Here is a 25,256-nt window from a genome sequence, read left to right on the forward strand (position 1 = left end):
GCGCGATGGTGGGCTCGCGAGGGAGTGGCATTTCACCTTCCCCTCAAAGACAACAGGCAGGCCGCGTTTTGCAGCCTGCCTGATACTTGCATCGTTAAACCTGCGCGATGGGGCGATCGATCAGCCGGAAACCACGGGTTTCAGGGTTTCAACCAGCAGCCGTTCCTGAACTGCCGCGTCGGGCACGGACAGATGCGCCAGGAACCAGTCCTGCACCATCTGGCAGACCCGCTGTGGCGGCTCCTTGCCGAGCAGGGAAGGGTTCGAGAACACCTGCAGATCGTTGGGCTGCCAGCCCAGCTTGGTCAGCTCCTGCACCAGCACGTCGTAGTCTTCCTTGACGGCCTTGTCGTGCGCGGTCGGCGAGCGGCGGCCATCGGCAATCGCCTCGAAGATGGAGGCAACCTGCGCCTGCACCGGCGCACCCGCTTCCGGAGACTGCAACACTTCCAGCACCGCAGCCGATGTCTCACCCTGCGAGATGAAGCTGTAGCAGGCGTCCATGCTCTTCTCGGACAGCGCCTTCAGGTTCTGGAGGAATGCCGCTGCAACCTGCTTCAGATGCGGCGTGCTTGAGGCCAGAGCATCGTTGGCGTGTTCACGGCGGAGCGCTACCAGCGATTCCGCGAAGAACTGATCGATCTCGGCTTCGGTCTTGTTCTCGGCTTTCAGATTGGCGGCTTCATTGAGCTTCTGGGCATACCAGTCCGGAAACTCACGCTTCACGACAACCCAGGCGGCCAGCTGGCCGATTTTTGCGTCGAGTTCCTGCGCGCTGGCGTTCAGCTCAGCAGCGGGTGCTGCGTTCTGAGCCGACAGCGGTGTGTCTGGAGTGGTGGCGTCCGGTGCGCGGACTGTTGGAACTTCGCCATCTGCGGAAGAGATGCTGTCCTGCAGCGAGCTGACGGCGCCGCTTTGCCAGAAGTACCAGCCACCGCCACCGAGCAGCGCAATCAAGGTCAGCGCGCCGACGATGCGGCGCAGATTGGAGCCGCGTCCTTCGTCGAAACCGTCTGTTGTCCGGATGCGTTCAGGGTCGAACGATGGCTGGTTGTCGCCACCGTAGGATTCGCCCATGCCGCCCTGGTGCCCGCCGCCGCCGTAGTTCTGCGCATGCTGCGATGGACCCGATTCGGGCCAGCGTGCAGCCGGGGCTGCAGGCGCGGCCGGCGGAGGTGGCGGCGCCGCATCGGGCTGCGGAAACGGAAACACTGCCGGCGCTGGTCGCCAGTCGGCAAACCCCGCGCGCCAGATAAGATCGGTGGGCTTCAGGTGTCCCTGCGCCACGAAGGTGCGCATCTCCGCATCGGAGAGAGGACCGTGCTGTTTGCCCTCACGGGCGATATACCACTGAATATCAGCCTGCTGGCCAGTCATATAGAGGTCTCATGTCGTTGTAGGGCGACGAACCGGAATTGGGATGGCATAGCCGTAAGACTGGCCGTTTTGCGTGGCGCCAATGTGGTTCTCCGTGCCGTCACTCGTCAATTGGCCGCACTATCGCATGTGTAGATAGTCCACCGTACGCACTTGTTTTCTTGCTGCGCTTACGTTGCCCCGCTATGAAGGCGCGGAAATCCATACAATTCCTATCCGAGATTCAGAGATCTAGGTATGACCATCGAGAGAACTTTCTCCATTATCAAACCGGATGCAACCGGACGCAACCTCACTGGCGCAATCAACACCCTGATTGAGAACGCTGGCCTGCGGATTGTTGCACAGAAGCGCGTGCGCTGGACCAAGACCCAGGCCCGTGAATTCTATGCCGAGCACAAGGCACGTCCTTTTTTCGCTGAGCTTGTCGAGACCATGACGTCCGGTCCGATCGTTGTTCAGGTGCTTGAGGGCGAAGATGCGATCGCGAGCTATCGCGCGCTGATGGGTGCGACTGACCCGGCAGAAGCAAAGCGTGGCACGCTGCGCAAGCGTTTCGCTGAGTCCAAGGGCCAGAACTCTGTTCACGGCTCGGACAGCGCCGCTTCGGCCAAGCGCGAAATCGCGCTGAACTTCACGACCAAGGAAATCGTGGGCTAATCTTCCAGTCCACCTGAGCGCCGCCCTTCACCGGGCGTGCGCTTTCGGTGGTGAGCAGTGTCCAGAACCCGCTCACGCCAAGAAATACGCTCCCCAAGCACTCTTCATCCTCTGCATCGCCTCATCCGGCCGTCGCGTGCGAACATTCGCCCGATGCTTTGTCGGCCGTAGGGTAATGGCGTTCACCATTTTCGCGCGCTGCGGCGGCCGGGTTCGGGCATACTGTCCGACGGCTGCTTCTCGCGGGAAGTGGGGCGAGGCGGAACTGGGGGGACGCAGGGATGTCACGCGTCAGGCTTTATATTGCCACCAGTGTCGATGGCTTCATCGCTGACCGCGACGGCAGCGTGGACTGGCTCGCGCCCTTCGATGCGCGCCAATATGGCTACGGCAATTTCATCTCGCAGGTCGGCGCGCTCATCATGGGGCGGCGCACTTTCGATGCCATCGACGCGTTCGGCGATGGCTGGCCGTATGCGGGCATGCACGTCTTCGTGCTGTCGTCCTCCTCGCCCGGTGATGTTCCGAACGGCGTCGCCATAGTGCCGCGCGGGCTGGAAGCTGCGCTCGAACGGGCGCGCCACGCGGTTTTGAACACGTCTCACAAGGATATCTGGATCGTTGGCGGCGCCGTTACTGCGCAATCGGCGCTTGAAGCGGGCGTTGTCGATCTGATCGAAGTGTTTCTGGTGCCGGTGCTGCTGGGCGCCGGCTTGAACCTGCTCAACGATTTGCGCGCCCACCAGACCCTTACGCTGGAAGGCGCCGAGACCTATCCCGATGGCGTCGTGCGGCTACAGTATTCGGTGCAGCGGTAGATGCCCGGCTGCCGAGGCCCGGGATAGCTGGCAGCAGGCCAGCGGTTGGCGATCCTTAGCGCCGGTTCTTGAGCGACATGATGTAGGCCGCGACGTTATTCACCTCCTCGCGCGAGAGGTTGGTGTTCGGCATCGGCGGATGCGGAATGAGGATTGCGCCGACAACCGTATCGACGGTTTGCCCGGGGCGGTTGGCGATGGTCTGAAATGCCGGAATGTCCGCCGACACGGTGGAGTTCGGTGGGTCCGGCATCACGATGTGGCAACCGACGCAAAGCTTCTCAGCGACCTGCCGGCCCGCTTTCACGTTGGGCGGCATCTGGGCAGCGACCGGCGCAAGCGAGGCGGCTGCGATAACAGACGCGGTTGCGAACATCAGACAGATCGAACGGCTGGATGGCATCAGCGGCATCGGCAGTCTCCATGGCACCCGGAGAGTAGAACCGATACAAAGTATTCCGACTTTGCGCGTGGTCAACGGCGTGCAATTTTTCGAGCGGCGCATTTGCGGATGTGAGATCTGGCGGTGGAGCAGCTTTATAAAAATTATTGGGCCGATGAGACGTGCTTGGGTTCAGCACTGCAGGTGATGGGCCTTTCCGCGTTGATTTTCGCCGCTGTGCTGGGCGTGCTCGGGGTTCTGAGCTGGCTCATGGTGCGGCGTCGGGCGGAGTCGGAGCGGCGTGCAACGATGCGCGTGCTGCAACTGGTGGCGGCTGGAATCATACCACTGCTATTGGTGGCCGCTTACGCCACTTTCTTCACGACGTCGGTACGCAGCATTCATGTCGCGGATGGTGGCTTCGTCGTCCGCATGTGCCAAGGGCCGCGTGAAGTGGCGCTGGATCTTGCTTCGGTTGATGTCACGGGCATCGATTACCGCTGGCGCCGCGCGGGCGGCAAAACCAACGAGCCGGTCGATGAGATGGTGATCTCGCGCATCGGTGGCGAGCCCATTGTGATGCAGCTCTCGACTGACCCGCAGGCGCTGAACTTTCCGTTGCTGAAAACGGTCGTGCCGCAGCGGGTTATTGCGCAGTGGATCGCGGAGCGCCGCAAGCGCGGCTGGACCATCCCGCCCGAGCTGGCCGCAATCGAATAGAAGCTGGTTCCCACGCGCCTTGCGGCCGGCTCCGCGCAGCGGAGTCGCAAGGCGCAACTAAAACTGCTCGGCGGCCGGCTCCCCGAAAGGGGAGTCGCCGAGCAGAATTATCAAGACAACTCTCTGATCTTGAAGTGCAGGCCGCCCTTTGGCGTCAGCGTCACGGTGGCGTTGATGCCAGCGGGATCGGAGCCAACATATTCCGGACGGAAGCGGCGCAGCAGCAGCGACAGCGCCAGCGTGTTCTCGACCTGGCTCATGGCGCCGCCGATGCACGAACGCTTGCCACCGCCAAACGGCAGGTAGGAATACTTGACCTGCTTCTTGGCAGCGCCTGCCATCCAGCGCTCGGGGCGGAACTCTTCCGGGTCTTCCCAGAAGCGCGGATTGTGATGCGCGCCATAGGAGAAGATGACGACGCGGTCGCCGGGACGAATAGCCTTGCCCGCGATTTCGTCGTGCTCGGTCGCAACGCGGATCAGGCCCCAGACCGGTGGATAGAGACGCATCGTCTCCTGGATGATGGCGCGGGTGTAGGCCAGCGCCGAATAATCGGCAGCGGTCGGCTCGCGGTCGCCATAAACGGCCTCGCCTTCCTTGCGGATGCGCTCGGCGGCTTCCGGATTGCGGGCGGTTTCATACAGCGCCCAGGCCAGCGTCAGGGCGGTCGTCTCAGTGCCAGCCCACAGATATTGCTTGATCTCGTCAACCGCCTGCTGCTGGTCGAACTCCGGCATGCTGGGGTCGGCGACGGCTGCTTCGATCATCTTCAGCAGCGTGCGCTCGCGTTCCTCACGCGGGTTGGCGGCCATGACGAGCGGGGGAACCGAAGCCCATGCTTCCATGGCCTTCGCGGGATCCTCCTCGGTGACCTCAAAGAGCTCACCGGCCTGCTTCTTGAGGCGGATCTCCTTGTGGTTCATCACGTCGGTGTAGGTCTTCACGCACTTGAAAACGAAGTGCGGATTGAACGGCATGTCGCGATCGAACAGCGCCTTGCAGATCATGTCGGCGGCCAGCGTCCAGGTCTGCTCGACCATCTCGACGCTTTCGCCCGACTTCGCGATGTCGGACCAGATGTCCATCTTGGTGCGGATGGCGGCCAGGAAGTACGGGATATATTCGGCGAACATATCCGGATGGAACGCCGGCTGTTGCGGCATCCGGATCTTCTGCCAGAGCGCGCCGTCGTTGGTGATCATTGACTTGCCGAAGATCGGCTTCAGGCCGTCGAAATACTTGATGTAGGAATCGGCCTTGTTGACGAGCACGTACTTGAAGTGCTCGGGCTCGGACAGCAGCACGATGCGCTGGTTGGCGAGATTAATAGGAATGACCGGGCCGTAGCGTTCCGCCATTTCCATCAGAAGATGCATAGGGTTATCGCGCTTGCCCTTCAGCAGCGGCGATAGCTGGAACCAGATGCTGGATTCATCGCCTAGCCCCTGAGCGTGGGCTGGCGCTTCCACTTCCGAAGTTGGCGTGGGCTGTTTTGCCGTCGCGGTCATGACGTCTCTCCCGGCGAGAAGGCCGTTGGAAAAGCACTTCTAAGCCTAATCGGCCAACGGGTTATAAACTGGGCGCGAGACTAGCCCGCGTATGCTTCTGCCCGGCCAAGCCAGACAGCCCCCTTAAGCCGCAGAATGAGTACCACCCGTTAATCGCAAGTGTCCATGCGACCACGCGTTTCCGCTTCATTTTGGCGCCCGGCCGCTGATCCGCGGCAACGCTCGGCACTAATCAAGCGGCGGCCAGAACAATGGATCGGCCGGGTTAACTAAGCCTTGATCCGCCTCAACCCGCTCGCCGGAAATGACCGCGCCGCCGGAAGCGAACAGTTTGAGGGCGTGCGGGTAGAGCTTGTGCTCGGCGGCTAACACTCTGGCGCCCAAGGATTCTTCCGTGTCGCCATCCAGCACCGGCACCGCTGCCTGAGCAACGATTGGCCCGGAGTCCAACTCGGGTCGGACAACGTGCACAGTGCATCCTGCAAACTTCACCCCGGCCGCCAATGCGCGGGCATGCGTGTCCAGCCCCTTGAACGAAGGTAGAAGGGAAGGATGGATATTCAACATGGCGTCACGCCAGCTTTCCACGAAGCCAGCCGTCATTTTGCGCATGAAGCCGGCGCAAACGACGAGTTCAACGCCCGCCCCGCGTAACGCGGCGTCCAACTCGGCCTCGAATGCTTCGCGGCTGGGGAGCAGCTTGTGATCGATGGCGATGGCGGGAATGCCCTCAGCGCGCGCGCGGTCCAGCCCCGCCGCATCCGGCCTGTTGGAGACCACGCAGGCAATCTCAACCGGATAGTCAGGGCGGCGAGCAGCCTCGATCAGCGACACCATGTTGGAGCCGCGGCCCGAGATAAGAATGCCTATGCGTTTTTTCGCTGCCATGACTTGGGGTGATCCGCGCGCCGTTGCTGCTGCCTGTGCCTGCAATACATAGGCGCTTCCTTCGCTTCAATGCTCGTCGAAAGGGAAAGCACACCGGACGGAGCGCTGCCGCTATCGTGAAGGTTAGTTGGTGGCGGTTCATCTCAAAGCGCGTTAAGCTTTTCAGCGTCGATAATAACAACGCCGCAGATCGTCTGCTCCGCAGCGCGCTTTGCCGGGAAGCTGGAGGCCACCAATGTCCGGATGTTCTCATCCCCATCATGCCAACCATTCTCACCAGCATGGACCGCAATGCGGTCACACGGCGGTTCGCCATGGCGACCATGTCGACTATCTGCACGATGGCCATCTGCACCACCCGCACGGCGATCACGTCGATGAGCACGTGATTGAGGTGTCAGAGAAGAATCCGAACGCCTGCACGCCTGCGCACAAGTGCACCGGGCATGAGCCGGGCCACGTTCACGGTCCGGGATGCGGCCACGAAGCTGTGCCGCACGGTGACCACGTTGATTATCTGGTCGACGGGCACCTGCATCACCCGCACGGCGACCATTGCGACGACCATGGTCCGCTGGAGCTGGTTTCAGCCGGAGAGCGCTGACGCAGCGAAGCGTTTGCCGGACTGGCGAATACAAAAGCGGCGCCTGACGTTTCCGTCGGCGCCGTTTTTTATTGACTGCGAGCGTGGCTCAGGAGGCCAGCGTTTCAATAGGTGAGCGCGCCGGTGTACTGGACGGCCCAGGCGTTGCCGCGGCCCTTGGCTTCCGAACGCTCGCCGCCCGGCGGCACAACTTCGCCAATGCGGGTCGGCTTTTCGCCAGCGGCTTCAAGAGCAGCCGTCACCGCATCCGCATCCGCCGACGCGACGACAATCACCATGCCGATGCCGCAGTTGAAGGTTTTCAGCATCTCGGCGTCGTCGAGGCGGCCAATGTTCGCCATCCAGCCGAACACCGGCGGCACCGAAATGGCGCTCAGGTCGATGCGCGCGGCAACGTTTTCCGGCAGCACGCGCGGCACGTTCTCAGATAGGCCACCGCCGGTAATGTGCGACAGCGCCTTGATCGCGCCGTCCTTGGCGCCGCCGGTCGCGCGGATGGCAGCCAGTAGCGGTTTCACATAAATGCGGGTCGGCGCCAGCAGGGCTTCGGCCAGTGTCTTGCCCGGTGCGAACGGAGCGGGGGCTTCCCACGAGAGACCGCTTTCCTTCACCAGACGGCGCACCAGCGAATAACCATTGGAGTGCACGCCGGAGGAACTCAGGCCGATCAGCACGTCACCGACGGCGATGTCGTCCCGTGGCAGGATCTGCCCACGCTCGGCCGCGCCGACCGAGAAGCCGGCCAGATCGTAGTCGCCAGGCTGATACATCCCAGGCATCTCGGCGGTTTCGCCGCCGATCAGGGCGCAGCCAGCCTGCTTGCAGCCATCGGCAATGCCGCCGACAACCGCTTCGGCGGTGTCGACCTCAAGTTTGCCGCAGGCGAAATAATCAAGGAAAAACAGCGGCTCAGCGCCCTGCACGATCAGGTCGTTGACGCACATGGCAACGAGATCGATGCCGATGGTGCTGTGCAGCCCGGTATCGATGGCGATTTTGAGCTTGGTGCCCACGCCATCGGTGGCTGACACCAGCACGGGATCGTTGAAACCCGCACCCTTGAGATCGAATAGACCACCGAACCCGCCAAGATCACTATCCGCGCCCGCACGCCGGGTTGCGCGGGCCAAAGGCTTGATCCGCTCAACGAGGCGATTTCCCGCGTCGATGTCGACGCCGGCGTCGCGATAGGTGATGGCCGGGTTGCGTTCGCGATCAGGCTCTGTCATTTGACCTTGGAACCCAACTTCTGCCTGTTTGAATGAAAAAGATGGCGCGTCCCTAGCAGCTTATGCAGGTGATGGGCAACTCGCGGTTTCACCGCGCCCTGGACAAAACCCGGGGAATCCGGGGGTAGGAGAATGCGCGTGCGGCTGTTTGGACGGGAATTTTCAGGTTTTCTGGGGCGCTGCCTCGCCGCTACGGCCGCTGTGGTCATGGTCGCCGGAGCTGCCTCCGCAGCCAGCGACGGGGTTTTCACCGTTGGCAATTATCCCGTCGATGCAACGGCTGAAAACGCTGTTACCGCCAAGCAAAAGGCTATGGCCGACGGGCAGGAGGCAGCGCTGAAATCGCTGCTCAAGCGTCTGGTTTCCGTCAACGACTATGGCCGCCTCAAGCGTCTCTCGGGGCTCAAGGCTTCGGATTTTCTTGAGGGCGTTTCGGTCCGGTCGGAGCGCAACTCCAGAACCCGCTATATCGCCAGTCTCGATTTTTCCTTCCGCCCGGAAAGCGTGCGCTCGGTACTGCAGCAGGAAGGCATTCCCTTCGTTGAGGATCAGGCGCGCGAGATCATCGTAGTGCCGGTGGTGCGCAAGGCGGATGGCTCGCTTGAAAAGGGCACCGCCGCCAAGGTGTGGTCGGACACCTGGAAAAGCCTTGATCTCGAACATTCGCTGACGCCGTTCTCGGTGCAGCCGCTGAAGGAAGCGATCCCTGCTGATGCGGTGACGCGCGCAGCCGAAGGCGGCAGTGGTGCGGAGCGGGTACTGGCGGGTGAATACGGCTCGCCCTACGTCGTGCTTGCTATCGCCGAGCCTGATCAAGCCGCGAAAAAGCTTGGCGTGACGCTGGCCGGCATCGATGCTGTTGGCGATATCAGCCTGAAGCGTAGTTATAAGGTGTTCGACGGCGACATGGCCTACTCGCTGGAACTGGCGGCGGTCATCGGGCTGGGCGTGCTTGAAGGCCGCTGGAAGGCGCGCAAGCTGCCGGCTCGCGGCGGCGGCGGTTCAGTCTATGCGGCGCCGGCCTACGCCACCACTTCATCCGGCATGGGCACGCCGGTGGCGCTGCGGGCGCAATATGGCAGCCTCGGCGAGTGGACCGAGATGCGGCGCCAGTTGCTCAGCCTGCCGGGTGTTGAAAACCTGCAGATCGAGGCGGAGTCGGCACGTGGAGCTGATCTCAGCATGAGTTATCCAGGTGGCGCGGAGGCTCTGTCCAGCGCTCTCTACGGCCGGGGCCTCATGTTGGAAAGCGGTGGAAACCGGCTGATTTTGCGCTCGGGCAATTAGCCGTTATTGAATGACGCCCGCCCCAGGCGCACGCTTGGGCACGGCCCAGCTTTCCTTCGGGCTGGTGAAGCAGATCCGTGCCAGATCAAATACGGCATGACAGAAAATGGCCGTCGCCCGAACGCGGCGCCGGATGGGAACACGCTTGGACCGGGCTTTGAACCTCCCCAACCTGATTACGCTGATGCGGGTGATCCTCGTGCCGGTGGTTTTCTGGTTGCTGATTACCGACGAAACCCAGATCGCTTTCATGCTGTTCATCGTCGCCGGTGTGTCCGACGCGGTAGACGGCTATCTGGCCAAAACCTTTGGCTGGCAGACGGAGCTTGGCGCCTATCTCGATCCGCTGGCCGACAAGCTTTTGATCGTCAGTATTTTTCTGGCGCTGGGCGTCGATGGAAAACTGCCGCTGTGGCTGGTCGTTGCGGTGGTCTCGCGCGATATTCTCATCATCATGGCGGTGATGCTGTCGTGGGTGCTCAGCAATCCCGTGCGCATCAAGCCGCTGGTCGTATCCAAGGCCAACACCGTGGCGCAGATCGTGCTGGCGGCTACTGTGCTGGCCGACGAAGGGTTCGGGCTTGGGCTTGGCTGGGCGCGGTTCGCGCTGATCTGGATAACCGGCGCGCTTACCGTCGCTTCGCTGGCTGCCTACCTGCACAGTTGGCTGCTACATATGTCCGGCCACGATATTTCAGATCAGGACAGCAGTGCCTGAACCGTCTTAGCATGGCGGACCATTGATGCAGCCGGGGGGCTTGAAGCATGCGCGTCGAACGTCAGGTGCTGTTCTGGCTCGCGGCGGCCATCGTTCTGATACTGCTGATCGCGCTGTTGCGTGGTGTCATCCTGCCGTTCGTTGCCGGCATCGTGATCGCGTACTTTCTCAATCCGCTGGCAGACCGGCTCACCCATTGGGGGCTGCCGCGCGGGATAGCGGCAACGCTGATCGTCGCCGCATTTGCGTGTGTGCTTGCCGCCGCAATCATTTTTCTGGTGCCGCTGCTGGTCAGCCAGGCGCAGCAGTTTGCGGCTGCTCTGCCCGATGAAATACGCCGCCTCCGCGCCCTGATTGAAACCTGGGCGCGTGAGCAGCTTGGCTCCAGCTATCCGGAGTTCGAGGCCGGCATGGATCGCTCGGCGCAGGCCTTGACGGAAAATATGTCCAGCTTCGCGGGCTATATCGCTTCGTCGTTGTGGAGCCAGGGCCGGGCGCTGTTTGATTTCCTCTCGCTGCTGCTGGTGACGCCACTGGTGGTTTTCTATGTGCTGATCGACTGGCATCCGATGTTGGCCAAGCTCGATTCCTGGTTGCCGCGCGCCCATGCGCCCACCATCCGCAAGCTCGCCAGCGAAGTGAACGGGGCCGTTTCAGCCTTCATTCGCGGGCAGGGTACCGTCTGTCTCGTGTTGGCGGTCTATTATGCGGTGGCACTGGCTGGCATGGGCCTGCGCTATGGTTTGCTGGTTGGTCTCGCCACCGGTCTGATGAGCTTCGTGCCGTTTGTCGGCTGGGCGCTAGGGCTCATCACCGCGACGACGATCGCTTTCGTACAGTTCTGGCCCGAGACGGTGCCGATCCTCACCGTGGTGGCGATCTTCGGTTTCGCTCAGGTGCTGGATGCCGGCTTTCTGGGGCCGAAGATCGTCGGCTCCAAGATCGGGCTGCATCCGGTCTGGCTGATCTTCTCGCTGTTTGTGTTCAGCTACCTGTTCGGCTTTGTGGGTGTACTTGTTGCAGTGCCGATCGCCGCTGCGACGGGTGTGCTGGTGCGTTTTGCGCTGCAGCTTTACCTCGCCAGCCCTGTGTATAGCGGGGTTGATTCTCCGCCCCCACTTGCGGGCAGCGGCGCTATCCCGGCATCTGCACAACAAGCTTCTGCGTCGAAAACAGTTTTGCCGTAATCATCCGCAATCACACGCCGGTATGAACGCCTATCCAAGTCAGCTCGTATTTGATCTTTCGCACCGGCAAGCGCTGGGCGCGGAAGATTTTCTTGTCAGTCGCTCCAACGAGGCTGCGGTCGAAACCATCGATCGCTGGCCTAACTGGCCGCATCCGGCTTCGCTGGTTGTCGGGCCGGAGGGGGCTGGAAAAAGTCATCTTGCCAATGTGTGGCGGCTGCGCTCGGGTGCATCTGTCGTCGCCGCGGCGGAACTGCACGATGACGCTGTAGCAGCCCTGCCGGACGGCGGAGCAATCGTCGTCGAGGACATCGATCGCGGCATTGCCGATGAAAAGGCATTTTTTCATCTGCTCAATCGTGCTCGCGAGAGCAAACTGGCGGTGCTCATAACGTCGCGGAAAGCGCCGGGCGAGCTGGAATTCAGCGTGCCGGATCTCAGGTCGCGCCTGCGTGCACTGCCGATGGCTGAGCTGCAACCGCCGGATGAAGCGCTACTGAAGGCTGTGCTTGTAAAGTTGTTTTCCGATCGCCAACTCAGCGTCGAACCGCCGGTCATTGATTATATGAGCGTTCGGATGGAGCGATCGATGGCTGCGGCAAATGCGATTGTCGCGGCGGTGGATCGCCTGGCGCTTGCGAAGCACCGTAAGGTTACCCGGCCACTGGCGGCCGAGGTGCTTCTCGGTTTCGGCGAAAGCCATGACTAATTTCGTTTCAGTTTCGAGGCGTTTCCAGCGTGTCACGTTTGTGACGTAGGATGTCGTGCGGCGGGCGTGCGACGGAGAAGGACTGATATGGCGAGCGCGAGGAATAGGGTGCGCGAGAAGGCTGTCGTAGAGAAGCAGACGGATATGTCGCCGCCGGTGGGACCGGATCGGTTCTATAATCGCGAGCTGTCGTGGCTGCAGTTCAATCGCCGCGTTTTGGAAGAAGCGCGCAACGAAAACCATCCGTTGCTGGAGCGGCTGCGCTTTCTGTCGATTTCGGCGTCGAACCTCGATGAATTCTACATGGTGCGCGTCGCCGGCATTTACGGCCAGGTTGCCGCGCGCGTGCAGACGCTGTCACAGGATGGCGCCACACCCGCGCAGCAGCTGCGCGCGATCAATCGGTTTGCGGCCAGCCTGGTTGAAGAGAAACAGGCCATCTGGCGCACGCTCAAGGATGAATTGGCGGCGGCTGGCGTCCATATGCTGGGAGCGAGCGATCTCACCGCTGCCGACAGGACATGGCTGCAGCGCCTGTTCCTGACGCACATCTTCCCAATCCTGACGCCCATCGCTGCCGATCCTGCGCATCCGTTCCCGTTCATCCTCAACAAGGGCCTCACCATCGCCGTTGAGATGCAACGCGAGAGCGACCAGAAGGCGATGAACGGCCTCATCCCCATTCCAGGCCAGCTTGATCGCTTCATCCGTCTTAGCGCGCAAAGTTCCGATGAAAAGGAACAGCGCTTCATCCGGCTGGAAACGGTGATTGGCCTCTTTATATCCGAGCTGTTCCCCGGCTTTCAGATCAACGCCCACGGCGCTTTCCGCGTGCTGCGCGACAGCGACATTGAAATCCAGGAAGAGGCGGAAGATCTCGTCAGGTCATATGAAACGGCGCTGAAGAAGCGTCGTCGCGGCCATGTGATCCGGCTTGAGCTGGAAGCGGCGATGCCGAACCGGCTGAAGAAGTTCGTCATCGAAGAGCTGGAGGTGGGCGAAGATTCCGTCTTCATCAAGGATGGCGTGCTGGCGCTGGCCGATACATCGCAGGTCATCAACAACGACCGGCCGGATCTGCTGTTCAAGCCGTTCAACGGTCGCTTCCCTGAGCGCATCCGCGAATTCAGCGGCGATTGTTTCGCGGCCATCCGCAAGAAGGATCTGGTGGTTCATCACCCGTATGAATCTTTCGACGTGGTGGTGAAGTTCCTGCGTCAGGCCGTGGCCGATCCCAACGTGATGGCGATCAAGTGGACGCTCTACCGCACTTCGCGTGACAGCCCGATCGTGCAGGCGCTGAAAGAGGCGGTGGAAGCGGGCAAGTCCGTCACCGCCGTCGTCGAGCTTAAGGCGCGTTTCGATGAAGCCGCCAACATTCGTTGGGCGCGCGATCTGGAAAACGCGGGCGTGCATGTCGTCTATGGCTTCATCGAGCTGAAGACGCACGCCAAGCTCGGCATGGTCGTACGGCGCGAAGGCAGCGAGCTAACCAGCTACTGCCATATCGGCACCGGCAACTATCATCCGCAGACGGCGCGCGTTTACACTGACCTGTCACTGTTCACCACCGATCCGGCGATTGCCCGCGATGTGACGCGCATCATGAATTTCGTCACCGGCTACGGCGAGCCCGCCGAGCTGGAGGCGATGGCGGCCAGCCCGCACGGCATCCGCCAGCGAATCGTTGCGCACATCCGCGAGGAGATGGAGCACGTGAAGGCGGGTCGCCCCGGCGCCATCTGGATGAAGATGAACGCCCTTGTGGATGGCCCGATCATCGAGGCGCTTTACGAGGCCAGTCAGGCAGGCGTCCAGATTGACCTGATCGTGCGCGGCGTGTGCTGCCTGAAGCCCGGAATTCCTGGCTTTTCGGAAAATATTCGCGTGAAGAGCGTCGTCGGGCGCTTCCTGGAACACGCCCGAATTTACTGTTTTGGACGCGGTCGGGGGTTGCCATCCCCGAAGGCCGCCGTCTACATCAGCTCCGCCGACATGATGCCAAGGAATCTCGACCGTCGGGTCGAGGCCATGGTGCCGATCATGAATCCAACCGTGCACGAACAGGTGCTCGATCAGATCATGGTTGCCAACCTCAAGGACAACCAGCAGAGCTGGAGCATAAAGCCGGATGGTTCGTCAGAGCGGATCGGCCCGGCTAAGGGAGAAGAGCCCTTTAACGCGCATCAGTACTTCCTCACCAACCCGTCGTTGTCGGGAAGAGGACAAGCGCTAAAGGAAAACTTCCCTCCCCGCTTTAGTCTGCTCAGCAAAGACTGACGTCTGGAGCAGGTGCAGCTTTGACGAGCTTGGAGCGCCTTTTTGGCACAAACCGCCGTGCTCGCGAGACCGAGCCGGTCGGCGTCGTCGACATCGGATCGAACTCGGTTCGGCTCGTGGTCTATGAGGGCGCGGTGCGCTCTCCCACGCCGGTATGCAACGAAAAGGTGCTTTGCGGCCTGGGCCGTTCAATCGCATCTACCGGTCGTCTCGGAACCGAGGCCGTCGAGCGGACGATTGCGGCGCTCGGCCGGTTCCGTGCCATCGCCCGCTTGCTGGGCGTCAAGCACCTGCATGCATTCGCCACCGCCGCGGTGCGTGAGGCTGAGGACGGCAAAGACTTCATCACCCGAGCCGAAAAAACGCTCGGCACATCCATCGAAGTGATCTCGGGCGAGCGTGAGGCTCGGCTGGTGGCGCAAGGCATCATCATGGGGTTCACCAACCCCGATGGTATTGCCGGCGACCTCGGCGGCGGTAGTCTTGAGCTGATCGATATTTCGGCCGAAGAGCTCAAACACGCGTCCACGCTGCCGATTGGTGGTTTGCGTCTGATCGATGCGACCGGCAACAAGATCGAGAAAGCCCAGCCGCTGATCGATGCCGCAATCGCCGAGGTTCCCTGGCTCTCGGTCGGCGCGGGCCGCACCTTCTTCCCCGTCGGCGGAAGCTGGCGTGCCATTGCCCGCCTGCACATGGAGCAGACGCGCTATCCGCTGCACGTCACGCACGGTTATGCGATCCCAACTGCTGAAGCGATCGCGTTTTGTGAGTTCCTGCGCAAAACCAAAAAGCTGACCGGTCTGGCCGGTTTCAGCCTGCTGCCGAAGATCCGGCGGGAAGTGCTGCCGTTCGCAGCGTTCGCGCTGGAGCGGCTGCTGCGCACACTCAACCCCAGCGAAGTGATGTTTTCTGCCTTCGGCGTTCGCGAAGGGCTGATTTATTCGCTGCTGCCCGCACACGAGCGCCAGCTTGATCCGCTGCTTTCGTTCTGCGCCGAATACGCCGGGCTGCGCTCGCGTTCGGTCGAACAGGCGTGGGAGCTGTGCAAGTGGACCGATCCGCTATTCGATCCGCCCGGTCCCAAGGAGACGCCGGAGGAGCGGCGCCTGCGCTATGCGGCGTGCCTGATCTCCGACATTGCCTGGCGGGAACATCCTGATTATCGCGGCGAGCAAAGCCTGAACCTGCTTGCACACGCAGGCCTTTCCGGTATCGACCATCAGGGTCGCGTGTTCTTGGCGCTGGCGATTTTCTTCCGCCATGTCGGCGCCAGCCAGGAGCATGCTGCCGATCTGTCGGAGCGGCTCAAGGCGCTGGCCAGCAAGCGATCCTTGAAGAGGGCGCGTATCGTGGCGGCGGCGATCCGTACGGCGCATACGCTGTCGATTGGCACGCCGGGCGTCATCGACAAGGCATCGCTCGCCTATGAGGACGACAAGCTGGTGCTGACGATCCCGAAATCGTATGCCGCCCTTGATGGGGAGCGGCTGCGGCGGCGGTTTGAGGTTTTGGCGCAGCTCGTTGAGAAACAGCCCGAAATCCGCTTAAAGTAATGCGGCGGATTGATCGGGTTTCTGTCCGGGGCCCAAGGCTTGGCGCCGGATGAGGCTGCGGTCGCCGATGGGGCGGCGGCAATTCTCCGCACGCAAAGACGGCGCTTTGAAGTGGGCAACGCTTGCCTGCGGCCTGCCGCCGCCATATTTCCTGCTAAAGTTTAGCACCCGGCCCGATGGGGCCGCGATTGGGGACAGGACGCTCGCGAATGGCCGATGATCCTTATGTCACCCTGGGCGTATCCAAGGGCGCCTCGGACGATGAGGTCAGGCGCGCTTTCCGCAAGCTCGCCAAGGAGCTGCATCCTGATATTTCCAAAGGCACCGAAGAACGCTTCAAGCAGGTGACCTCCGCTTACGAAATTCTGGGCGATCCGGAAAAGCGCAAGGCCTTCGACCGCGGCGAGATCAATGCCCGTGGCGAGCCGCGCCATTCAGGCTATCGCCAGTACGCTCGCGGCGCGCGCGCCAATGCGGGCGCAGGCGCTGGCCCCAATGGCGGCTTTGATGAGTTCGGCTTCAGCGACATCTTCTCCGATTTCTTCTCCGGTGCCGCTCGCGGTGGTGCGCGGTCCTCGAACTTCTCCGCCCGTGGACAGGACGTTCGCTACACGCTGGAAGTCGATTTTCTTGAAGCTGCCCTCGGCGCCACCAAGCGTGTGACGTTGCCGAGCGGTGGCACTCTGGATCTGAATGTTCCAGCTGGCGTGGGCGATCTGCAGGTGCTGCGCCTGAAGGGCAAAGGTCAGCGCGGTGTCGGCGCGGGCGAATCGGGCGATGCGCTGGTGGAAGTCCGCGTGCGTCCGCATCCGTTTTTCCGCCGCGAGGGCGAAGACATCATGCTCGAAGTTCCCATCGGCATCGATGAGGCGGTTCTGGGCGCGAAGGTTGAGGTGCCGACAATCAGCGGCCGTGTGCAGATCACTGTTCCCAAGGGCACCAGTTCGGGCCGCGTGTTCCGCCTGCGCGGCAAGGGCATCAAGCCATCGGGCAAGCAGGAAGCTGGCGACCAACTCGTGACGGTGCGCATCGTGTTGCCGGAAAAGATCGACGACACGCTAGCCTATTTCTTCTCGGAATGGCGCCAGAAGAACAGTTACGATCCCGGCCGCAAGTAATTGCCCTACGCGCTCGGCGGCCGGCTCCCGGAACGGGAGTCGCCGAGCGCAGGTAAAAACCACTCGGCGGCCGGCTCCCGGAACGGGAATCGCCGAGCGTCGGAAAGAACGCCGGGAACTACGCAAGTTTCAGCGTTCGCTGCAAATACGGGCCGACAAGATTGTGGTCGCAGCGTGCATCCACCAAATGCGGGGGCGTTAGCAGCCTTGCGTTGCTTGCTTCTATTGCGCTGCCTGCGAGGCCTTGCCGGTTGCGATCGGCACCACTTCGCTGCCGGACAGCGTGAGGGCAATTTCGCCGCGCTTCAGGCGCAGTGCATCTTCGCCGAACAGACGACGGCGCCAGCCTTTGAGCGCCGGAATATCCGGCTCGGCTTCAACCGCGATGCGCTCCAGATCTTCCGAACCGGCGATCATCTTCGGGGCCACGCGATGGCGTGCGGCCGATGCCTTAAGCAGCACGCGGAGCAGTTCGATCAAAGCCGTCGATTCGGCCGAAAGCTGAGTTCCGCGGTTGACCGGCGGCACGCTTTTGACATCCCGCGCCAGACCGAGCTTCACAGCTTCGATAATCTCCCGCGCGCGCGATGAGCGCGAGAAGCCTTCACTCAGCGTACGCAGATGGCTGAGCTGTTCCGGCGTGGTCGGCGCCTGATTGGCGATGTCATAAAGGGCTTCATCACGCAGGATGCGCGAGCGCGGCACGTCCTGCGCCTGCGCCAGACGTTCCCGCCAGGCCGCAAGTTCCATCAGGACGGCAAGCGCCTTGCGGTTCTTGACGCGCAGTTTCAGCCGCTGCCAAGCCTCCTCCGGATTGGAGGCATAGGTGCGTGGGTCCGTCAGTATGCCCATCTCCTCGCTGAGCCAGTCCGACCGGCCTGCCTTGTCGATGTCAGCCTTCAGGTGCCGATAAACGTCGCGCAGGTGCGTGACGTCGCCCAGTGCATATTCAAGCTGGCGGTCGGAAAGCGGACGGCGGCTCCAGTCGGTGAAGCGCGATGACTTGTCGATGTCCGCGCCGGTCACGTTCTTGACGAGGTTAACGTAGGAGACGCTCTCGCCGAAACCGCAGACCATCGCCGCCACTTGCGTGTCAAACACGGGTCGCGGCACCAGGCCAGCGCGGGCGTACACGATTTCGATGTCCTGGCGGGCAGCGTGGAAGACCTTGGTCACCCGCTCATCGCCCATCAGCGCCCAGAATGGGGCGAGGTCGATACCCGGTGCCATGGGGTCGATAATCATTGCCTCATCAGGCGAGGCGATCTGGATCAGACATAGCTGCGGCCAGAAGGTCGATTCCCGCAAAAATTCCGTGTCAACAGTCACGAAATCGCTGGCTGAAAGGCGCCCTACGGCTTGGCTGAGTTCTTCGGAGGCGGTGACAATGCGCATGAGGCGCGCGGTATAGCGCATTCGATGGAATTTGTCGCGGGGGTAGCGACTGCAAAATAGCACCCCTATGGCCGCACCGGCTGTCAGTTCCGGGCAGGGATCATAGCCTCGTGGCAGGCATCAACCATGCTGCGGTTGCGAATTGCCTTTGATCCATCTGGTGAAAATTCGACCCGACCGATGTGCAACTTGCAGAGCTTGGGCCGCAATAACGCTTACACTTTTTTGGCGTCGATCTGCCGAGCCTCCCATCATGGTCGCCAGAAAAGCGCTTCGAACAGCGGCAGAAACGTACAAATGTGCCGTTTTGATCCGCGAATTGGTCTCAACTTATCCCTTTATTGCCCTGAATTTTAAGCAAAATATCTTCAATTTGATCGGGTCTTTTAGCGCGCCTTCAGCCGCTCCCAGCTTTTGAGGCCCCGTCATGCGTATGCGCACTTTTCTGCCGTTGTTAATGGCTCCCCTCGCCTGGCCTGGTGCCGCTGCCGCCGAAACCGGTGTCTGCGCCAATGCCGTTGACCGTATCGGTTGCCTGATGGCGTCTGTGGATGCCGCGTTCGAGCGGCACGTCCGTCCGGCAAAATCCAACAGCTCGATTTCCGTCGCGATGGCCCGCCAGGCCCGCGATCTGGCATTGAGCACCAGCTACTGCTCTGCTGAAACCGCGACCGCTTCAACGCCGCTGTGCGATCTGACGCGTGCTGATAGTTTTGCCGCGTATCAGGAAGTCCTGTTGAATGACACCGTGGCGCGGGCCGACAAAATCCGCGCGCTCGATGCTTCACGCACAGCCGAACAGATTGCCATCATCGCCGCGTCGGCGATCGAATATCAGCCGCAGCTTGAAACGGCCCATCGGGTTTGGATCAAGGACGCGCTTGTTGCTGCCGCCAAGGAGCGCGTTCGTCGCTTCGCCATGCAGCAGAACGAACTGACCAAGCTGTCGATGGCGCGCATTGATGCGGAGCTTGATCGCCAGCGTGAAGCGCGCATGTCGCCGTGCAATGTCAGCAACGACACGCGCCAGCGTTGCGTTGAGCAGTATCAGCGCAATCACATGGAACAGCGGGTTGCAGCGCTTGATGTAGCAACCGGATCCGTTGTCGGTCTGCGCCCCGTAAAGGCCCATCGGGATATCACCGCGGTGCTGGAGCAGTGCCGCTCGGCTGGATATTCCAGCTCCGGCTGCAATGTTAATGGTGCTGACCTTGCCTATCATGCGACGCGCGCTACGCATGTTGCGTCGATCGTCGAGGTGTGCCGTGCTGCCGGTTACTCTGCTTCCGGTTGCCGTTTCGATGCAGTCGATCAGAACTTCGTCGTCGCTGGCGTTTTGGCAGCGGATCGCGCGCACATGGCATCTGGATCGCGTGCTTCGGTTACCGTGATCGCAAGCTTCGATCCGTGCCGCACGGTTGGCTACTCGCAGTTCAACTGCCGCGTCGAACCTCGCGAGCAGCTTCTGATCGCAGAGGCCAACCCCAGCAGCAATGCGAACAGTGCCCGTGAAATTGCTCGCGGCGCTTACATGCTGCCGCCGGCGAATACGCCGTCGATTGAGACCGGTGCCATCTCCGTGCCGCAGCTGCAGTCGCCGCCGGCCTTTATCGAGCCCAACAACGGCCTGCGCGAAATCTCTGACGATGGCTGCGATCTTTCGGGCAAGCCTTTCGGACCGCTGCATTTCGCCCGCGGTGTTGTGATCGATCACGAGATGCATGACGAATTGGACCGCCTTGCCACGTTGGCCAAGTCGTGCCCTGGCATGCGGATCGAGATCCATGGTTTTTCGGATCGGACCGGAGCTTCCGCAGCGGTTCAGACTTCGCAGGATCGCGCCCAGGCCGTTGCCGACTATCTGATCGACAAGGGGCTTGCGCCGGGCCGTCTCGCTGCCGTTGGCCGCAGCACTGGCGCCAAGTACAACGCCCTCAGGCACCGTGGTCAGACCATTCGGTTCGCCGATGACCGCCGCGTCGAGTTTGTGATTCGCGATCCGTCGATGGATGAAGTCGCCCGCCGGATCATGTGGGAGCTGGCCGATCTGCTCGATCCCACCTACATCCCGCCGGTGGCTGGCCTCAGCCCGTGACCGGCGGAATTGAGGCGAGCTAAAGGCAACGTGAATTTAAAGGCCCTCTTCCGGGGGCCTTTTTGCGTTGGAGCCCCGAAACTTGGTGTCGGACATCCATGCGACTTGCTCGCTGTTGAAAATACCTGGATCGCATGGACAACTAGCTCGCCGGGCGTCAAACCATGGGCGTGGCGGATACAAATGGGCAACCCGGGGCAGGCGGGCAAATGCACGCTGGAGAGACCGTGCAGGAAACGCCCGGCATAACAGTGCCGGAGCGAGATCGCGCGCCTTTGCTGCATCCGCAACGGGAGCGGGCGTTCTGGCTTGGGCTGTTCGTGGCGCTGCTGGCCCATTCGGCGTTGATGCTGGCGTTAACCTCGGCGGCCGAGCACGAACAGCGCCGCGTTGGCGTTGACGGCGGCGCTGAGGATTCCATCGCGGTTGAAATCGTTGATGGTGCGACGCTGCGCGATAGCATGGAGCCGCCCGCGCCACCTTCCCCGCCGCCGGCAATGCAACCGCAACAACCGATGGCACAGCCGGCGCAACAGCCGCAGCAGGCCGAGCCACCTGCTCCCCAGGAAGAGCAGCAGACGGCGATGGCCGAGCCCGAGCCGCCTCAGCCGCCGCCACCGCAGCCTGAAGTTTCCGATCCCGCTCCAGAACCGCCGCCCGCGCCTGAGCCGCCGGCGGAGCAGCCGCAGAACACGCAGGCTCTGAAGCCAGCGCTTGATGCTGCGCCGCCCGATCTGGTTGAGAAGGCGCTGGAGGACGCTCCGGCGCTGGCCGATGCGGCCGAAGCTGAAAAGGCGGAGGAGGCGAAAGAGCCGCCAGAGGAAGCCAAGCCGGTTGAGACACCGAAGGAAGCGCCGAAGGCGGAAACGAAGCCGCCTGAGGTGAAGCCGCCTGAGGTGAAGAAGGGAGCGCAGAAACAGAAGCCGCCGACGAAGCAGCAGCCCAAGAAGCGCAGTCAGCGCACGGCCGCGCTTGATCTCAGCATGCCTTCGGAAATGGGTGAGAGCTCATCGGATGCGGGTGGCGCGTCTTCGATGGTGCAACGGCCGCCGGGGATCACCCGCTCGGGCGAAAACGATGCATTTGCTCTTGATGTCATACGCGCGTTGCGGCGCTCGATGCCGCCAGCGACTGCGCGCGGGCGCGTAACGGTTCGTATTGTGCTGTCAGAAAACGGCTCGCGCGCGGATGTGAAGGTGGTCAACAGCGGCGGCAACCCGGACATGGATTTCAACATCGTGTTCGCAGCGCGTCAGACCGCCTATCCGTTTCCGCCGAAGAAATCGACGGTCGCCGATCGCACCTTTACGGTGACGTACATCTATCGCTGATCCCACAAATTGTTGCTGCGAGAGTGCCAATCGTTGCGTCGCTGGCCGCATCTTTAAACGTTGGTCACGCTTGATGGTGATGATGCCAGACATGCGCTGAACTCGGGCTTTCGCTCGCATGTTCGCACGGGATAACGATTGGGGCCGACAAATGGATTTTTCGCTGCAAAACATGCTGGTCGCATTGGGTCAGCTTTTGCTTGGTGGTCTGTTTGTTTTCACCGGGCTCAATAATTTCGGCCCCCTCGGTGACAGGGCTGCGGCTGGATTGAAAGCGCGCGGCATCCCATCACCGCGCGAAGTGCTGAAGGTGGCAAGTGTATTCGAGGTGGTTGCCGGTGCGTGCCTTATGCTGGGTGCTATGGTCGCCCCGGCTGCGCTGGCTCTGGCGCTCTACACGCTGGTCGCTTCGTACGTGCTGTCGAACTTCTGGGAGCAGCCACTGGGCGAAACGCGTGAAGTCATGCATCGCACATTCATCGCCAACATCGCGATCGTCGGCGGACTGTTGCTGGCTGCTGCGCAGGCGTTGTGATGCGGCGGCGTTGATGGCGGCAGGCCGGGGCTGATCGGTCACGCGGAGCAGAACGCGACCGAACTGGCGCGTCACAAGGCCGGGATCGATGCCTGCCGGTTGATCTCGTCGGCCCAGATAAACAGTCCGAAATAGATAACGAGCGCCGCTAGCCACAGCCCAGTCACCCAATACACGCGATGCTGCATCTTGCGGGCATGATCGCCGTAGAGGCCTTTTTCGATCGCCTTGCCCAGCGACAGGCCGGTTGCAAATCCGGATAACGAGCCGGCGATCGGCGGAGTTAGCGCCTGTTGCCCCATCAAGCGGCGGCCGCCCTCGGTCTCCTTGATGTTGCGATGATACCAGATGCTGAGCGCTACCATCGGCAGGATCAATATTGCCATTCCGATCGTCAGCAGTATGGCGTGGGCGGTGGGGTCTTTCAGCAATTCGGCCAGCGCATTCACTGGTGTTTCCTCGAAATAAATGGGCAAAAAGAAAAGGCAGGCGGTGGCGAGAATATCGGAAGCAGTGGCCGGTGAAAGGCCATTCAATTCGCTTGCGATGCGCATTGGCGAGCCTGTTTTATAGCTAATGCGGCCGCCAAATTCCGTATTTTGGGCAACAGGTTGCCCCGGGGCGATCAATTTGCCCAAACGACATCACCGGATGGCTGCGGTATTCATTTTGGGCACAGGGTGATGCAATTCTGCGATAAAGGCCGCTGCGGCCCTTGTTAGGCTGTACGGTTCAATTCACGATAAAGGCAGGCGCTTGACTTTGGCGGCCGGAGCCTTGGGGGCGGCGATGAAAACTTTTCGAGCGACGGCGCTCACGGATACTGCGGTTTCGGAAGATCGACGCCGGGTTGAGTTTTCCTTCCGCGATGCGGACGGTCAGGAATATGCGATCAGCCTGCCAACGGCGATTGCAGCAAACTTGGTTCCTGTGCTGGAAACTCTGACGTCGGCCCATCCGCAGGCAGGTGAATTGACGCGGCTTCCGCGGACGTTTGCTGTCGGTCACGCGAGTGGCGAGCGTCTGGTGCTGCTTCGCTTCGATGACGAAGCGCCCTACGCGATCGAGATGGAAATGGCGGAAGCGCTTGCCGAGCAGCTCCAGGAGCAGAGCGAAGAAGTCAGCGATATCGCGCGCCCGGCACTGCACTGATCCGATCAAAGGTCGCATCGCACGCACGCTCGCGCAGCGGCAATCGCTGCGCTGAGCAAGGCAAGTATTTTCCAATAGGCATGCGCCGCGTCATGGCGGCCGTCACAATTGCAGTTGTGACCATGGCAGCCTGGCATCGATGCCCGCGCCGTTCCTGCAATCGCCACCATAAATTAACGCCCCGGTGGGACGACTAGTGCAACGCCGTCGCGCGCTTCTGTGTGTGACGCGAAACGCTGAGCCGTTTTCCTTGCGAAGCTGAGAACGGCTCCAGCCATCTGCTTTGAAGGGGAAGACGATGTGCACGTCGCTGATCTATCGCGATACAGCCGGCCGGGTTTATTTCGGACGCACGCTCGAGCTCACGATGAACCTGCCGTATCGCGTGGTGTTCTTTCCTGTCGGGTTTGAAAACACGTCGCAGATCAATGGCGAGACGCCGCTAACCTACACCGCCAAGCATGCGTTCTTCGCCATCACGATGCCGGTGGTGTTGCCTGCTCCGGGTGCCCGCCCGACGGCCTCGGAACTGAAGCCTCTGGAAGGTCTGAACGACAAGGGACTAACATTCAGCCTGCTGTCGTATCCGAATGCCAGCGGCAAGCAGCCGCCGGCACCGGCCGGCAGGGGTGTGCTGTCTGCTATCGATCTGGGCAGCTGGGCGCTGGGGCAATTCGCAACCGTTGCCCAGGTGAAGGCGGCGCTGCAAAGCCAGCCGGTGATGCTGGAAGCGCTGCCAATTCTGGGCGGTGCTGTCGCGCCGTTCCACTATGTGGTGCACGACGCCACGGGTGCGTCGCTCGTGATCGAGTTCCACAATGGTGAAATGCACCTCTATGACAATCCGGTCGGCGTGATGACCAACGGTCCGGAATTCAGTTGGCACCTGACCAATCTCGACAACTACACCTACCTCAGCAACGTCGACCGTTCGGTGTCGACGTTCGGCGGTTTGAAGGTGATGCAACCCGACAGCGGCATCGCAACCGAGGGGCTGCCCGCCTCCAACACGTCGGTGGGGCGCTTCGTGCGCGCGGTTTATTATGCGCAGTTCGCCGAGAAGGCGGCGTCGCCCGACCATGCGGTGACGACGCTGGGGCACATAATGAACAACTTCGACCGCCCGCGCGGCATCACCATCGACTATCCGGAGAGCGGTGGCGCGCAGATGGAAGTGCCGGGGCTGGATGATCGCAGCGGCCAGGCCTACGCGACCGAGTTTTCATGCTGGACCAGTCTGGCCGATCTCGATCGCCGGCTGATGTTCCTGCGCGACTATCGCAGCCTGAATTATGTGCGGCTGGATCTGGCGGCGTTTGCCGGTGTGCGCGAACCTAAGGTCCTGATGCTGGACGGGCTGACGGGGGCAGCACTGGAGGGCACGCCAGCCTTAATGAACGCCCGCGCGGCGTGAACGGCACGGGGTTCGGTCGGCGAACCCTTGGCTGCGCTGCTGAAGCACCACGCGCATACCGAATTGGGGGCGATGGCCGCTGAAATAGCGCCCCCATTGGCAATTATCTGCGGAGTTGACCTGCGCAGCCGGTAACGCGCCCCGTTGCCAGTTGACAACCCAGGGGGGGCATGCGCTTTTCCCGGCAAAATCGAAGCAGCAAGCGCTTTGCGAAGCCCCGCAGTCGGGGTGCTGGAGATGCACGATTGTCCGCCACTTGCTGGCAATCGGGTGCAGCTCCGACAGTCTGGGCG

23 protein-coding genes are annotated in these 25,256 nt (G+C 61.7%); 16 read left to right on the forward strand and 7 right to left on the reverse strand.

Features of this window, described 5'->3' with window-relative positions:
* Nucleotides 1-120: 120 nt before the first annotated feature.
* A complete protein-coding gene (locus QEZ49_RS16300) occupies nt 121-1,377 on the reverse strand; it encodes a DUF4339 domain-containing protein (RefSeq protein WP_280388407.1) in 1,257 nt (418 codons plus the stop codon).
* Between the two features lie 237 nt (nt 1,378-1,614).
* On the opposite strand from QEZ49_RS16300, the gene ndk reads away from it, so the two are divergent.
* Together ndk and QEZ49_RS16310 are read left to right on the forward strand one after the other, a co-directional pair.
* Complete coding sequence (gene ndk / locus QEZ49_RS16305) at nt 1,615-2,037, forward strand: nucleoside-diphosphate kinase (RefSeq protein WP_280388408.1); 423 nt, start codon at nt 1,615-1,617, stop codon at nt 2,035-2,037.
* Nucleotides 2,038-2,318: 281 nt separating this feature from the next.
* Complete coding sequence (locus tag QEZ49_RS16310; protein ID WP_280388409.1) at nt 2,319-2,855, forward strand: dihydrofolate reductase family protein; 537 nt, start codon at nt 2,319-2,321, stop codon at nt 2,853-2,855.
* 55 nt (nt 2,856-2,910) lie between these two features.
* Here QEZ49_RS16310 and QEZ49_RS16315 read toward each other — a convergent pair whose 3' ends face one another.
* Complete coding sequence (locus QEZ49_RS16315) at nt 2,911-3,267, reverse strand: cytochrome c (protein ID WP_280388410.1); 357 nt, start codon at nt 3,265-3,267, stop codon at nt 2,911-2,913.
* A gap of 156 nt (nt 3,268-3,423) precedes the next feature.
* Between QEZ49_RS16315 and QEZ49_RS16320 the strand changes: the two genes are divergently transcribed.
* Nucleotides 3,424-3,957 (forward strand): hypothetical protein, encoded by a 534-nt coding sequence (locus tag QEZ49_RS16320; protein WP_280388411.1) that lies wholly within the window; start codon nt 3,424-3,426, stop codon nt 3,955-3,957.
* 110 nt (nt 3,958-4,067) lie between these two features.
* Here QEZ49_RS16320 and QEZ49_RS16325 read toward each other — a convergent pair whose 3' ends face one another.
* Nucleotides 4,068-5,465, reverse strand: coding sequence for a cytochrome P450 (locus QEZ49_RS16325; protein ID WP_280388412.1), 1,398 nt, complete (start codon nt 5,463-5,465; stop codon nt 4,068-4,070).
* A 228-nt stretch (nt 5,466-5,693) separates the two neighbouring features.
* A complete protein-coding gene (purN, locus tag QEZ49_RS16330; protein WP_280388413.1) occupies nt 5,694-6,353 on the reverse strand; it encodes a phosphoribosylglycinamide formyltransferase in 660 nt (219 codons plus the stop codon).
* Nucleotides 6,354-6,588: 235 nt separating this feature from the next.
* Here purN and QEZ49_RS16335 point away from each other — a divergent pair, with 235 nt between their 5' ends.
* Nucleotides 6,589-6,957: a hypothetical protein gene (locus QEZ49_RS16335; RefSeq protein ID WP_280388414.1), complete on the forward strand. Its 369-nt coding sequence runs from the start codon at nt 6,589-6,591 to the stop codon at nt 6,955-6,957.
* A gap of 104 nt (nt 6,958-7,061) precedes the next feature.
* On the opposite strand, the gene purM is transcribed toward QEZ49_RS16335, so the two are convergent.
* Nucleotides 7,062-8,186, reverse strand: a complete 1,125-nt coding sequence (gene purM, locus QEZ49_RS16340; protein ID WP_280388415.1) for a phosphoribosylformylglycinamidine cyclo-ligase — start codon at nt 8,184-8,186, stop codon at nt 7,062-7,064.
* A gap of 138 nt (nt 8,187-8,324) precedes the next feature.
* Between purM and QEZ49_RS16345 the strand changes: the two genes are divergently transcribed.
* The 7 genes from QEZ49_RS16345 to QEZ49_RS16375 all read left to right on the forward strand — a co-directional run bounded on the left by QEZ49_RS16345 (nt 8,325) and on the right by QEZ49_RS16375 (nt 17,041).
* Complete coding sequence (locus QEZ49_RS16345) at nt 8,325-9,473, forward strand: DUF2066 domain-containing protein (protein ID WP_280388416.1); 1,149 nt, start codon at nt 8,325-8,327, stop codon at nt 9,471-9,473.
* Nucleotides 9,474-9,630: 157 nt separating this feature from the next.
* Nucleotides 9,631-10,191, forward strand: coding sequence for a CDP-alcohol phosphatidyltransferase family protein (locus QEZ49_RS16350; RefSeq protein ID WP_280388580.1), 561 nt, complete (start codon nt 9,631-9,633; stop codon nt 10,189-10,191).
* Between the two features lie 47 nt (nt 10,192-10,238).
* Nucleotides 10,239-11,378: an AI-2E family transporter gene (locus tag QEZ49_RS16355; RefSeq protein ID WP_280388417.1), complete on the forward strand. Its 1,140-nt coding sequence runs from the start codon at nt 10,239-10,241 to the stop codon at nt 11,376-11,378.
* Between the two features lie 22 nt (nt 11,379-11,400).
* Complete coding sequence (locus QEZ49_RS16360) at nt 11,401-12,087, forward strand: DnaA/Hda family protein (RefSeq protein ID WP_280388418.1); 687 nt, start codon at nt 11,401-11,403, stop codon at nt 12,085-12,087.
* Between the two features lie 87 nt (nt 12,088-12,174).
* On the forward strand, nt 12,175-14,367 hold the full coding sequence (locus QEZ49_RS16365) for an RNA degradosome polyphosphate kinase (protein ID WP_280388419.1): 2,193 nt from the start codon (nt 12,175-12,177) through the stop codon (nt 14,365-14,367).
* Nucleotides 14,368-14,387: 20 nt separating this feature from the next.
* Nucleotides 14,388-15,923: a Ppx/GppA phosphatase family protein gene (locus tag QEZ49_RS16370; RefSeq protein ID WP_280388420.1), complete on the forward strand. Its 1,536-nt coding sequence runs from the start codon at nt 14,388-14,390 to the stop codon at nt 15,921-15,923.
* Nucleotides 15,924-16,132: 209 nt separating this feature from the next.
* The gene (locus tag QEZ49_RS16375) at nt 16,133-17,041 is read left to right on the forward strand and encodes a J domain-containing protein (protein WP_280388421.1); all 909 of its coding nucleotides are present in this window, start codon (nt 16,133-16,135) and stop codon (nt 17,039-17,041) included.
* Nucleotides 17,042-17,263: 222 nt separating this feature from the next.
* Here QEZ49_RS16375 and rnd read toward each other — a convergent pair whose 3' ends face one another.
* Nucleotides 17,264-18,457 carry a ribonuclease D gene (gene rnd / locus QEZ49_RS16380; RefSeq protein WP_348534823.1) on the reverse strand — a complete coding sequence of 398 codons (1,194 nt, stop codon included), beginning with the start codon at nt 18,455-18,457 and terminating at the stop codon, nt 17,264-17,266.
* A 406-nt stretch (nt 18,458-18,863) separates the two neighbouring features.
* Here rnd and QEZ49_RS16385 point away from each other — a divergent pair, with 406 nt between their 5' ends.
* The 3 genes from QEZ49_RS16385 (at nt 18,864) to QEZ49_RS16395 (ending at nt 22,397) form a co-directional block, all read left to right on the forward strand.
* Nucleotides 18,864-20,531 (forward strand): OmpA family protein, encoded by a 1,668-nt coding sequence (locus QEZ49_RS16385; protein ID WP_280388422.1) that lies wholly within the window; start codon nt 18,864-18,866, stop codon nt 20,529-20,531.
* 227 nt (nt 20,532-20,758) lie between these two features.
* Entirely contained in the window at nt 20,759-21,862 is a 1,104-nt protein-coding gene (locus QEZ49_RS16390) for a TonB family protein (protein WP_280388423.1), read from the forward strand.
* A 151-nt stretch (nt 21,863-22,013) separates the two neighbouring features.
* Complete coding sequence (locus QEZ49_RS16395) at nt 22,014-22,397, forward strand: DoxX family membrane protein (RefSeq protein ID WP_280388424.1); 384 nt, start codon at nt 22,014-22,016, stop codon at nt 22,395-22,397.
* Nucleotides 22,398-22,468: 71 nt separating this feature from the next.
* Here QEZ49_RS16395 and QEZ49_RS16400 read toward each other — a convergent pair whose 3' ends face one another.
* Nucleotides 22,469-23,035 (reverse strand): hypothetical protein, encoded by a 567-nt coding sequence (locus QEZ49_RS16400; protein ID WP_280388425.1) that lies wholly within the window; start codon nt 23,033-23,035, stop codon nt 22,469-22,471.
* A gap of 151 nt (nt 23,036-23,186) precedes the next feature.
* Here QEZ49_RS16400 and QEZ49_RS16405 point away from each other — a divergent pair, with 151 nt between their 5' ends.
* Both QEZ49_RS16405 and QEZ49_RS16410 read left to right on the forward strand, forming a co-directional pair.
* Nucleotides 23,187-23,549 (forward strand): hypothetical protein, encoded by a 363-nt coding sequence (locus QEZ49_RS16405; protein ID WP_157066647.1) that lies wholly within the window; start codon nt 23,187-23,189, stop codon nt 23,547-23,549.
* 298 nt (nt 23,550-23,847) lie between these two features.
* Complete coding sequence (locus QEZ49_RS16410; protein ID WP_280388426.1) at nt 23,848-24,963, forward strand: linear amide C-N hydrolase; 1,116 nt, start codon at nt 23,848-23,850, stop codon at nt 24,961-24,963.
* Nucleotides 24,964-25,256 lie beyond the last annotated feature (293 nt).

Origin of the sequence: Hyphomicrobium sp. D-2 (assembly GCF_029872155.1) — a bacterium.
Lineage (GTDB): Bacteria > Pseudomonadota > Alphaproteobacteria > Rhizobiales > Hyphomicrobiaceae > Hyphomicrobium_A.

Coding starts and splice junctions, on each gene's coding strand:
- QEZ49_RS16300 (WP_280388407.1), bottom strand. CDS start 1,377: ATGACTGGCCAGCAGGCTGATATTCAGTGGTATATCGCCCGTGAGGGC.
- ndk (WP_280388408.1), top strand. CDS start 1,615: ATGACCATCGAGAGAACTTTCTCCATTATCAAACCGGATGCAACCGGA.
- QEZ49_RS16310 (WP_280388409.1), top strand. CDS start 2,319: ATGTCACGCGTCAGGCTTTATATTGCCACCAGTGTCGATGGCTTCATC.
- QEZ49_RS16315 (WP_280388410.1), bottom strand. CDS start 3,267: ATGCCGCTGATGCCATCCAGCCGTTCGATCTGTCTGATGTTCGCAACC.
- QEZ49_RS16325 (WP_280388412.1), bottom strand. CDS start 5,465: ATGACCGCGACGGCAAAACAGCCCACGCCAACTTCGGAAGTGGAAGCG.
- purN (WP_280388413.1), bottom strand. CDS start 6,353: ATGGCAGCGAAAAAACGCATAGGCATTCTTATCTCGGGCCGCGGCTCC.
- QEZ49_RS16335 (WP_280388414.1), top strand. CDS start 6,589: ATGTCCGGATGTTCTCATCCCCATCATGCCAACCATTCTCACCAGCAT.
- purM (WP_280388415.1), bottom strand. CDS start 8,186: ATGACAGAGCCTGATCGCGAACGCAACCCGGCCATCACCTATCGCGAC.
- QEZ49_RS16355 (WP_280388417.1), top strand. CDS start 10,239: ATGCGCGTCGAACGTCAGGTGCTGTTCTGGCTCGCGGCGGCCATCGTT.
- QEZ49_RS16360 (WP_280388418.1), top strand. CDS start 11,401: ATGAACGCCTATCCAAGTCAGCTCGTATTTGATCTTTCGCACCGGCAA.
- QEZ49_RS16365 (WP_280388419.1), top strand. CDS start 12,175: ATGGCGAGCGCGAGGAATAGGGTGCGCGAGAAGGCTGTCGTAGAGAAG.
- QEZ49_RS16375 (WP_280388421.1), top strand. CDS start 16,133: ATGGCCGATGATCCTTATGTCACCCTGGGCGTATCCAAGGGCGCCTCG.
- rnd (WP_348534823.1), bottom strand. CDS start 18,457: ATGCGCTATACCGCGCGCCTCATGCGCATTGTCACCGCCTCCGAAGAA.
- QEZ49_RS16385 (WP_280388422.1), top strand. CDS start 18,864: ATGCGTATGCGCACTTTTCTGCCGTTGTTAATGGCTCCCCTCGCCTGG.
- QEZ49_RS16395 (WP_280388424.1), top strand. CDS start 22,014: ATGGATTTTTCGCTGCAAAACATGCTGGTCGCATTGGGTCAGCTTTTG.
- QEZ49_RS16405 (WP_157066647.1), top strand. CDS start 23,187: ATGAAAACTTTTCGAGCGACGGCGCTCACGGATACTGCGGTTTCGGAA.
- QEZ49_RS16410 (WP_280388426.1), top strand. CDS start 23,848: ATGTGCACGTCGCTGATCTATCGCGATACAGCCGGCCGGGTTTATTTC.